Source organism: Patescibacteria group bacterium (assembly GCA_020148145.1).
Lineage (GTDB): Bacteria > Patescibacteriota > Minisyncoccia > Minisyncoccales > JAHCRE01 > JAHCRE01.
Genome location: JAHCRE010000010.1, coordinates 1 through 10,639, shown reverse-complemented (window position 1 = coordinate 10,639; position 10,639 = coordinate 1). Strand labels below are relative to the sequence as shown.

General features: G+C 32.9%; 7 protein-coding genes. All 7 read right to left on the bottom strand.

Translation table 11 applies throughout. The features are described from left to right. The coding region (locus KJA15_01075; GenBank protein ID MBZ9571915.1) for a hypothetical protein at positions 1-5,104 on the bottom strand (5,104 nt) is incomplete at its 3' end. 327 nt (positions 5,105-5,431) lie between these two features. Beyond that, positions 5,432-6,178, bottom strand: a complete 747-nt coding sequence (locus KJA15_01070) for a hypothetical protein (GenBank protein ID MBZ9571914.1) — start codon at positions 6,176-6,178, stop codon at positions 5,432-5,434. A 210-nt stretch (positions 6,179-6,388) separates the two neighbouring features. After that, positions 6,389-6,943, bottom strand: a complete 555-nt coding sequence (locus KJA15_01065; GenBank protein MBZ9571913.1) for an FAD-dependent monooxygenase — start codon at positions 6,941-6,943, stop codon at positions 6,389-6,391. A gap of 71 nt (positions 6,944-7,014) precedes the next feature. Then, positions 7,015-8,121 carry a glycosyltransferase gene (locus KJA15_01060; protein MBZ9571912.1) on the bottom strand — a complete coding sequence of 369 codons (1,107 nt, stop codon included), beginning with the start codon at positions 8,119-8,121 and terminating at the stop codon, positions 7,015-7,017. Then, entirely contained in the window at positions 8,118-9,071 is a 954-nt protein-coding gene (locus KJA15_01055) for a UbiA family prenyltransferase (protein ID MBZ9571911.1), read from the bottom strand. Before KJA15_01055 ends, KJA15_01060 begins: the two co-directional genes overlap by 4 nt. Beyond that, on the bottom strand, positions 9,059-9,988 hold the full coding sequence (locus KJA15_01050) for a GDP-mannose 4,6-dehydratase (GenBank protein ID MBZ9571910.1): 930 nt from the start codon (positions 9,986-9,988) through the stop codon (positions 9,059-9,061). The genes KJA15_01055 and KJA15_01050 overlap by 13 nt, the downstream gene beginning before the upstream one ends. Before the next feature lie 437 nt (positions 9,989-10,425). After that, positions 10,426-10,639: hypothetical protein (locus KJA15_01045; GenBank protein MBZ9571909.1), on the bottom strand; the 214-nt coding region annotated here is incomplete at its 5' end.

The window sequence follows — 10,639 nt, the reverse complement described above, 5'->3', positions numbered from 1 at the left end:
TAGAGGCGCCATCATTAACACTGGTGAAATTAACCTTGCATCTAATCTCTGATATTGTGACGGTAGCTGGGTCAAAATCTAAATCTATGTTGCTGTAGGTTGTATCTGTCTGAACATTTGTTCCGACTACAGTTGCATCACAGGAAATTGTTCTTGTTTCTAAATCAGTGCTATCCCAGATTGGGTCGCTCCATTTTAAAGTAACTTTTGATTTTTTACCTTTTTGGTTAATAGCAGTTATAGTGGTAATATATTCTCTTGGCTCTACATCGTGGACTAGCCACTTTGCCTCCCAAATCCCTTGGTAGAGATTACCTTCTTTTAATTTTAAATCAATGATTTCAATTTCTCCCATATCAGCTCTAACTTCTTTTATTCCATAATCATCTTCAATCTCAGCAGTAACAGCCATTATATCTCCTGGACGGACTTTATCTGGTTCAACCAAAGCATAAATGATTTTTGGACTTTTAGCGAAGATATTACTAATGTTTTTAAAGTAACCAGCTATGATTTTTAAAAGTTTTTTCAATGAATCAAAAAATCTTAAAAGATTTTCTTTAAAACCTTGATAAATCTTGCCGAAAACCGTTTGATTATTTGAATTTTGGGTTTGAAATTTGTCTCTTGTTGCTTGTCTCTTGTTGCTTGTTACTTGTTTCGGTGCTTGCCCTGTAGGGAGCCGAGGGCTCTCCTTTGGCGGATCAATCAATTCAAGATTGTAATAAGTAGTGGCAGTAATGTTAGTATCGGCATTTGCTGTGTATTGAAAAGTTGAGCTTGAAGCAGTAAATGTTCCATTGATGACAAATGGGGTCCCACCAGCAGTTAAATTGATAGTATTACCATCAGCGGTTAGAGTTCCATTAATTTCAAGATTAGGAGTAGTAACATTTCCTGAGCTGGCAGAATCTGGTCGATGGGTGTTATTAGCTTTGATAATCAACTCTTGATCTGTATAGGTAGAAGTTCCGCTTGCAGGTACTGTTAAATCGTTGTTAATATCAACTTCATGAAAAATATCTTCATCGCTTGAAACTGAATTGTCATATTGGTTTAAGTTACTATTAGTAATTGTCTGATTATCATCGCTCCCAATGGATAGATGTCTTTCGTATAAATTTATTCCAGTAATGTCGCCAGTACCATCATATTTGGTAACAGCTACTGCTTCATTGGCATCAGCTACAGCATCAATCCAGATAGTAACTACATCCCCTGAAGTTATTGAGGAAGAGGGAATATCAATGGACCAGGATCCAGTTGAAGTGCTACCGGTTTGAGTTTGAGCTAAGCCATTTATTGCTACTTTAACTGTCTCAGAATCAGGCGCATTGGTTGATTGATCATATTGTTGGGCAGTGCCTGAGATATTAGTAGCTAAAGTATAAGTAATAGTAACGTCGTGTAAAGTGGGGGTATTTCCATAATTTGTAGTGGTCAAAGTTGCTCGCCATTGCTGATATCTGCCAGATGGTAATCCAGAAACCACTGGTGAATTTCCTCCAACACCAGTCCACGATGGTGTCGCATCACCTTTTAAAAAAGAGGTATCTGAAGCTCTAACTTCAAAGGTAATATCAGTACTAGCTTGAAGGGTTTCGTTCCAAGAAAGCTCACCCCAAAAAGTGCCAGCCTTTCCTGAATCGTGGACCTGAGAAGCAATAGTTCCTGAGGCGTAGTAGTCGTACCAGGAACATTGGGTACCAGCAGTTCTTTTAGTTTGGGCTCCACTCGCATCCCAGTTCCACTGAGTCCAATTCCAGTTACACATACAACCGATACAAAGATCCTGGGCTTTACCAACGCAACCACAACTTCCACCACAAGAACCGCTCGCAGTACAACCACAAGAAGTACAATAAGCTGGGGATGTGCCAGAGCAGGTACACTCTCCCTGGCAATCACCACTGAGCCACATACAGCCATTACAGTTGTTACAGACACTTTCTGACTTTCCGGGGCAAGAGCAACTGCCAGTGCAAGAAGGAGTCCAGCTACAACCACAAAAGGTACACTCACTTTCGCTGCCAAAAAAAGAGCAGGGACCGCAACTTCCTCCACAAGAACCAGCACAGCCAGAACCTTGAGTACAAGAAGTATAACGAGTGGTCGTACTTCCTTGGATATAACAAGAACCTGATCCAGTACCGCTACAGGTACCAGAAAATGTATAATAGGTGGCATTAGGACAAGAAGCAGTAGCTGAGCAAGCTCCATCACCAGAATAAAGATCAGTGTGACCGGTTCTCGTAGAATACTGGCAGCTAGCATTACAAGAGCCTCCGCTACCCCAACAATCACGCTCATCCAGGATTACGTCTCCTGGATTAGTTGATGTATCTACTTGATTTAAGACTCCAGCATCAAAATCTGCCTGAGTGGTCTGAACCCAGGTATCCGGAGCATCTGCAACAATCTGCCATTGTTTAATTTCTTGAAATTTGCCGATTTGCAGAGGCCCTAGAAGATAAAGATAAGGACTGATATTAGGAGTTTTAAATTGATAAGAAAGTTCATAAGTTTTTCCTGCTTTCCAATCAACACCCCAGATAATCAATTTTTCTTCTTCCCTTTTCTCTTCTCTCTTTTCATTTTTCTCTATGATTACAAAGGAATCGGGTATTCTCTCTATCACCCCTCCCTTAAAACTTCTATTAGCTTTAATTTTCATTTTCATTTCATAGCTAGCTTTTGGATAAATCCTTGTTGGCCCCATTCTTTCAATATTAAATGGAACAGATCTTCTTACTTCAAAGGAATCATAAGTATCTCTCGCCCCTTTTTGCCTATTGCTCTCAGCTATTAGATGCATTTCATAGACGCCAATCTCATCTGGGATATCGTAATATGTATAATAATCAGGAGTATAGGTAACAGATTTTGGTCCACACTCTGGAGATTTTTTGATGGTTCCATCTTCTGTCGAAAATGTGGTTATTTGAGATCTCGGGCTTTTAATCTGAAGTTTAAGTAAAGCATCACAAATTGTATGCCCCAGATTATCTAACACGGCCATCTGAATATAGGTTTTTTCTCCCGACAAATAAATTGATTTATTAGTATTAATTGCTAAAACTCCCCAGCTAAAATCTTGCTCAACAATAAATATTGCTTCTGCTGTTTCGAATTCTATTTCTAATTTATAAAGACCAGGTTTGAGTCCTCTTTTTGGTTTTGGAATTTTTACCTCAAAGGCTTCTTTGCCATTTTTTAAAAAAGAATTAATTTCTGGCAAAATATCTAATTTTTTTCCTTCTGGTCTAAAAATTTGAGCTTTGATTTTGTTTTCCTGAGCTTTAACTTCATCTGGCAATATTTTTTCAATAATTGGTCCTAAAATTTTTTCTTTCAGAGAGCCTGTTTTTTCTTTAATCTTCTCAAAGAAACTTTCTTCTGGCTCTTGGAGCTGGAGTATTTCCTCAATAACCTCTACTTTTTCAGTGGCGATTAATTCTTCGACTGTTAATTCAGGTTCAGTGATTATAAAAATTGGTTCTTCGTTAATTAAAAAGTCTTTTTGTAATTGAGGAAAAATTAAAGAATTATCTTTAATTTTCATCTTAAATATTTTTTTGGGCTCTTCTGATTTTTCTTTTTGTTCTTGATAATTTATTTCCAACCAAACACTGTCTAAATAAGCTAAAATTTTAGTTTCTCTTCCAATCACTCCCTCAAATTTTATTTTTAAATTTCTGACATCTTCCCAGTTTTCCAGAAACGGCGCATCATAAGAAAAATATCCGTCATTTAAAGCATTGGATAAAGGATAAGAAGAAATAGTATCTAATCTCCACCAAAGTTCACCATCCAAGGAATACCAGATTATAATTTTTGTATCAAGGTTGGGAAGAATATCTTGAGGTAATTCTTCTTGCTCTTCTTCAATCGGTAGAGGTTCGGCCTCTATGGGCGGCGGGCTTATCGCTTCAGTTGGCGGAGTAGTAGTATCAATTGCACATATTTCGGGACCAGCCTCCGGAATAATTGCTTCTTGAGGAGGGGTAACTGTTTCAATTATTGAAATCTCCTCTTCTGCCCTAACAAATATATCAGGAATAATTCTTGATAAGATTGTCTTTGCTTTGACTATTAGAGTGCCAAAGAAATTTTTAACTTTATTCCAAAAACTGATTGGAGGCGTGGTAGTTTCAATTGGATGCAAGAGCTCGGGCGTAAATTCAATTTCCGATTCTATCTCCCCTAATTCCTCCTCTATTCCTTCTTGTGGTGGAGATACTGATTCAATTGTTGAAGGAATCTCTGGGCTGGGTTCTTCTAATATAGGAGTAAATTCAGTTATTTTTTCATTGATGGCAAAGGAGAATTTAATCTTTGCTGATAAAAATTTAGTTTTATTTATTTCTTCAAAAGTTGGAATCTGTTGAGCCTTAGCTGTCAAATTTCCAAAAAATCTTTTAATTTTTTCAAAAAACGAAGTTGGCTTACCTTCTTCTTGTTGTTCAATCAACGCAGGACTTGTAGTTTCTATTTCACTATTTGGAGCGAAATTCTGGCAGAATAAAATTAATGGGCCTCCCTTATAAACTGCTGAGTTTGTTTCAGAAAAGGAATTAAAGTCTCCTGATGGCAAAACTTCTGGTTGGCCTTGAGCATTTTGAGGATTTTGCCAATTACCCATACAAAGGGTAGAATACAAATTTATTGTTTTTTCTTTCTCGGTGAAAACCCCAATTAATTTCTGAAAGACCTCAATTGGATTTATTACGATTAATAAAAATATCAATCCGGTTACCAAAGCCAAGCGCCAACTAATAGCAAAAAACTTGGCAGTTTTGGTTCTATAAGGCTTAAATCCAGTAATTTCTTTTGCCGCCTCTTTGATTTTTTCTGGAGGGAAAATATCGTAAATCAATTTAATACTTCGCTCTCTATTTTTTATTTTCGATTTTTGATTTTTGATTTTTTCCTGATATTCTTTTATCGCCTCCTCAGTTGTTAAGCAAGCAACTCCAGAATAAACTCTCTTGCCAGGAATCTTTCCTTTCCGAATTAAATAACCAATATAATCAGGAGCATAGCCTGAAATCTTTGCCGCTTCCTTAAGAGAGATGTATTTTTGTTTTTTTCTTCTAATTCCCACGAAATCTTTGGGTTATAATGGCATCTCGGCTCCCGAGATTCTTTTATTTTAACATATTTTTAATCTTTTTTTAAATCTTTCAACTTGTAGATAGTCTGCGAACCCAAAAGGCGCGGCTTAAAGCCGCGCCTTTTGGGAAAAATTGAATCGAAGGAAAGACTTTTCTTAGGATAAAAATAAACTAAAAAGCGGGTCTAAGCTCACTTTTTAATATTTAACTCGGCTATCTAAACTTAATAGTCCGGAGCCTGACCCCGGACTATTTGATAACAGTCGAGAAAATAAAAAAATTACAAAGTGCTTTTTTTTAATCAGGACACTCTATAATTATATCCATATTCTAAAATAATATAGTTCTGCTCCATAAATAAATACAGATAATATCAAAAATAATCTCTTTTTCATTTTTTTAATATAAAAGAAAACCATTAAAAGAGCTAGCGAAGATAAAACTAAACCTGTATAAAGATGGTAATTTGACCATATAATGGAACTTAAATATTTAATCCAAACAGGAAAAATTATCGAAGGTAAAATTGTGTATCTTTTTTTTATACCGTAGAATCTTTCAAATAAGTAGCTAAACTGTATCGGAACTATTATCAAAATCATTACAAGAGAAGTATGAAAACAGGGGCCAAAAAGATATGTTGCCCCTGTGCCGTTGTATAAATAAAGCAAAAGGTGGGGAATATCAAATGGTATCAGAAATATTGGGGTTAGCATAATATAAAAAACACCAATTTCAATTGCTTTATAATTTGGATTTTTTCTAAAAATTTTGGCAAATATATATAAACCTACAGAAACTAAAAAAAACCAATAAGCCATTAAAAGGCCCTCTGTTAAAACAATCTCTTTTCTCAAAAAATCAAAGAAACTTGAATATACCGTACGAAAAACATCATAATGAACCACCAATATATGTAAAAGTATGTAAAGAATTCTCAAAGCAGCTAAGAATGGAACTACCAAGAGCGGGGAAAGACTATCTTCATTTTTAATTTTTTTAAAGGCTTTATTCGGCTCAACTATTGCCCTAAAAGTATTTTTTAATGCTGTCAATAGTTTCATCAAAAAAATGTTTTAACTATACACATCTGTCGGTTTTAAATTAATTAATTCTTCGACTATTCGATTTGGAATTTTACATTAAGATAATAGTATTTTAAGCCATTGTAGTGCATATTCTATAATTTTAATTTGAGTTGTAATTCTTATTCAGTCCTGAATACTATTTTATCATAGAACTTCTCTTAGTTCTCTCTGTGGCTTCTCTCAATCTTACCAAAACCACCTTATTACTTTTTCAGGCAAATTTTTCCTATTCATAAAAAAATTATAAAATAGTTTTTTCTTTAGATATGACAATAACATTGGTCTATAAAATACTTTTTTCCAGTTTAACCAATATTGCTCTGGTTTGTTTTTTATTATTGCTTCAGAAATAAGCAAAGCACTAATAAGTGAAAAATTTAGCCCTCCGTAAGTAAATGGAATTACCTGAGAACAACTATCACCAACAAGAAATATATTTTTTTCATATATTTTCTTTGGCAGAACAGAAGGGATAAATGCTCCCTGAATATTCGAAACTCTCAAATTTTTAGTTAATCTTTTCCAGGAATCTAAAACAATGCTTTTTCTTTCGATAATCCTTTTATCAAGAAAATCACATATTGAAAAATTAAAACAGCTTTCGGTAACCATCTCTCCACAAGGCTTGCGACCAAATTCTTTGCTTTTTTCAAGTACTAATGGAGATATTCCAGATTCAGCTAATCTTAATGCACAGGCCAATCCTGCTGGGCCTGCGCCGACTATAATAACATCTTCCATATTTAAATTAACGAGAGAGAATATTTAATAATTTATAAATAAATTTTTTTATATTTCCTATAAACTAAAGGTTAACTATTACTAATTACTTTCTTAATTACTTCTTTCATTTTTTTGATAAAGATTTCTTCAGAAAATAGCTTTGTTCTTTTCATACAAACTTCGGGATTAAATTTATAAGAGTTGAAGTTTTTTATTGCTTTAATAAAATTTTCAACGTAAGGTTTCTTTATCAAAATCCCAGTTTCTCCATTTAATATAGTCTCCCTAAATCCACCTTCATCAACGGCCAAAACAGGTTTTCCAGAAGCCATTGCTTCTATTGGCACTATACCAAACGGCTCATCTATACCCGTCTGAATAACGGCTTTAGAGTGGGAATACAAATCGATTAATTTTTCTTCGCTAACACTCCCTACCCTTTCTATGTTTTTTGATTTTCTTATTATTTTTTCAATTTTATTTTTATATTCAATTTCTTTATAGCCTCCTACCATAATCAATTTTTCTTTAGGTAATTTTTTAAATATCTCAATTTGTAATTCAACCCTTTTTTCTGGACTCAATCTCTGTACGCTTAAGAAGTAATCTTTTGATTTACAAAATTTAAATTTTTTTATATTTACTGAGGGGTAGACAACAATAGATTCTTTGTTATAATGTCTTTTAATTTTAGATTGAAGATGTTTTGAGATGGCTATTATTATATCAATCCTTTTGGCAGCCCATTTTTCTAATAATTTCTTTATTTCCCACCAAACATTGGCTATAAATTTTACATGAGCTCCGTAAGATTCCCCTAGATAGTTTAATAAATGTTCTTGAAAGTCAAAAGTCGCCATATTAATACAAACGTGTATTGTTTTTTTACCTTTTGCAAAGAATGCTAATCTTCCACATGTAATGACCAAATCATAACCACTTAAATCTAATAACCGGAACTTTAGTATCCCTAAACCATTGAAAATGCTATATATCCAAGGATAAAATATTCTTTGTTTTGGTAAATCAAAAATTTTTAAATCTGTAATCTTGAACCCTTGAACTTCCTTATAAATTTCTTTTGGTCTATAAATCAAAGTAAATATATCAGCATTAAATAATTTAGCTATTTTAATTACCACTCTTTCTGCTCCACCCATTATATCAAATCTATTGTAACATATGGCTATTTTCATATTAGTCCTCTTATTCTGGCGGTAATCGATCCTTTAATAAAATGGAGGTCACAAAAAAGTGTGAAAAATAAAATAGATAAGTATGGTAAAAATTTTAGGGTCAGAAGAAAAGATAAAAGGAGTGTTAAAATATGGAAAAAGCTTACATATACTAAATCAGCAAAATAGAAAGGGACTTTAAAACTGGCTATATTTTCCTTTAAAACTGAATTTGGAAGTACAAATCGTGATAACCAGATAGGTAAGATTAAATAGACATATTCTATTTTAAGATAAAAATAAAATAGGATAAAAAGAAGTCCAGCAGATACCATAGAAAAAATACCAACTAATCTATTTGCTACCTTAAGCCCTTTTTCTACTGTAAATGTATTTGTATGAGTTTTTAAATCGCTATCATAATCTTTTATCTGATGCTCTATCATAGAAGTTATTTGAACAAAAAGATAGAATAAAATAAAAACTATAGCATCAAAACCAAAATATGAAAAGACTGAGAATATAAAGAGAACTGGAATAAGTTCTATTATAACATCAGTTAATATTCCTAAAAATCCCCTTTCTTTTAACCTTATCGGAAATACAGAATAAAAAATTGCTAATATAAAGCCGATAAAATATAAAATTGAATAAAATTTTCCTATCAAAAATGCAGTAATTAGACAAAGTATAAAAGTAAAAATTAGAAGGATAAAAATATGAAACTTAGGTAATTTATGAACAACTCTCTTCTTTTTTACTTTAATATCATAAGGCATATCAATATAATCATTTATCAAAACTGAGAATGAAAAGAAAAAAAATATAGATGCAACTAAAATAAAAAAATCTGGAATAAATCCCAGTGAAAATATTTTTTTTACGAGCACTATATAAAAAATTGGGTTTAGAAGCCAAATAAATCTTTCAAACAGTATGAATTTCCATGCTCTTAATTTTAAAATTTCCATCTTTCCCATGTCCTCCTCAAACCCCTATCGAGAGAGTAAGAAGGCCTCCAATTGAAAGTTTTTTTAATTTTATCAAAATCTATTGTTTGCTGATAAATCTCAAATATTTCTGGCTTTTTTACAAATTTTGGTGCTATATGTCCGGCAGAAATATCTATCAATCTCATGACTATTTCATCTTGAGTTGCGACTTCTTCACTTCCAATATTAAAAACCTCACCCTTACTTCTCTTGATATTTTCACTTAGTATGATGTATGCATCACAAGCATCATCCACATAGATATACTCTCTCATTGACTTATCATCTTTAAAGATCACGGGCTGTTGATTGTTTTTTAATGCCTTTATAGTATTGGGGATTATTCTCTTGTTAAGATCATATTCTCCATAAATATTGCAAGTTCTTGCTATAGTTATAGGAAGTTTATATATATGATAAAAACTCCTGGCTATGTAATCTAGGCATATTTTTGAGGTTTCGTAAATCCCTTTAGCATTCAAAACATCATCTTCAGTTTTACCTAAGCCTTCACCATAGATTTTATCTGTTGATCCTATTAAAATAGAAGAAATATTTTTAAAATCTCTGCAAACATCTAAAAGGGTTGCTGTTCCAATACAATTGGTTTTGAAGGTATTCAAGGGATCTCTTAAGGCTTTACTTACTATTGTAATTCCGGCTAAATGATAAATATTATCGATATCATAATTAACCAGTACTTTTTTTATTAATTCTCTATCACATACATTTCCATAAATTCTTGTGATTTTATTATCTAAACCCAAAAGGTTCAAAGTGGTTAGGGGCCTATGATGATAACATAAACCTATAACATCATATCCTTTCTCTAATAATTTCTTTGCTAAATGTGCCCCAACAAAACCTAAAACGCCTGTTATAAAGGCTCTTTTCATATTCTTAATTTTAATAGAAAAATTAGCATTTTTAAAGGATTTATAAATAAGCTTAACAGAATTTTTAAAAGCTCGGGTTTATTTTATTATAGTAAAGAGTCGCAGTAGATAACAATTGTTTTTAACAATCGAGCTAATACCATTCCGGAAAAAAAACCGGGTGCTGACTTTACGAAATTAAGATAAGAATAAACTAAAAGCGAGCTTAAGCTCTCCTTATTTTATTTAATTATAACTTAATTTTCCACAAACAAAAACCCGAGAAAAACTCTCGGGCGGTGCCATGCTGCGGGGCCTGAACGCTATTAGAACCTATTTTATGAGTGCAAAAGAGTGTTTAAAAATACCAGCTTTAACCAATCCGTAATCCTCCCACTCTGCTACTCACTATTTCTTAATTAAGGGTTCCTGAAATTAGGTTCTTGATTAATACTTTATTATTCAAATTCTTTCTCTATATCTTTAATCTCTTTACCTATAAATTTTTCAGAATTTTTTAGAGCTTTTTTGAAGTCATGATATATCTTCTTTTCTCTTTCACTTAAGCCGGGTTTACCATCCATTTTTGCCACCTGTTCTTTTACTTCTTTTCTTAAATCTTTAAAAGCCTGGTATAAAGCTTTCTCAGCCTCTGTCGTTTCTCTCTCCAAT

Coding starts and splice junctions, on each gene's coding strand:
- KJA15_01070 (MBZ9571914.1), bottom strand. CDS start 6,178: ATGAAACTATTGACAGCATTAAAAAATACTTTTAGGGCAATAGTTGAG.
- KJA15_01065 (MBZ9571913.1), bottom strand. CDS start 6,943: ATGGAAGATGTTATTATAGTCGGCGCAGGCCCAGCAGGATTGGCCTGT.
- KJA15_01060 (MBZ9571912.1), bottom strand. CDS start 8,121: ATGAAAATAGCCATATGTTACAATAGATTTGATATAATGGGTGGAGCA.
- KJA15_01055 (MBZ9571911.1), bottom strand. CDS start 9,071: ATGGAAATTTTAAAATTAAGAGCATGGAAATTCATACTGTTTGAAAGA.
- KJA15_01050 (MBZ9571910.1), bottom strand. CDS start 9,988: ATGAAAAGAGCCTTTATAACAGGCGTTTTAGGTTTTGTTGGGGCACAT.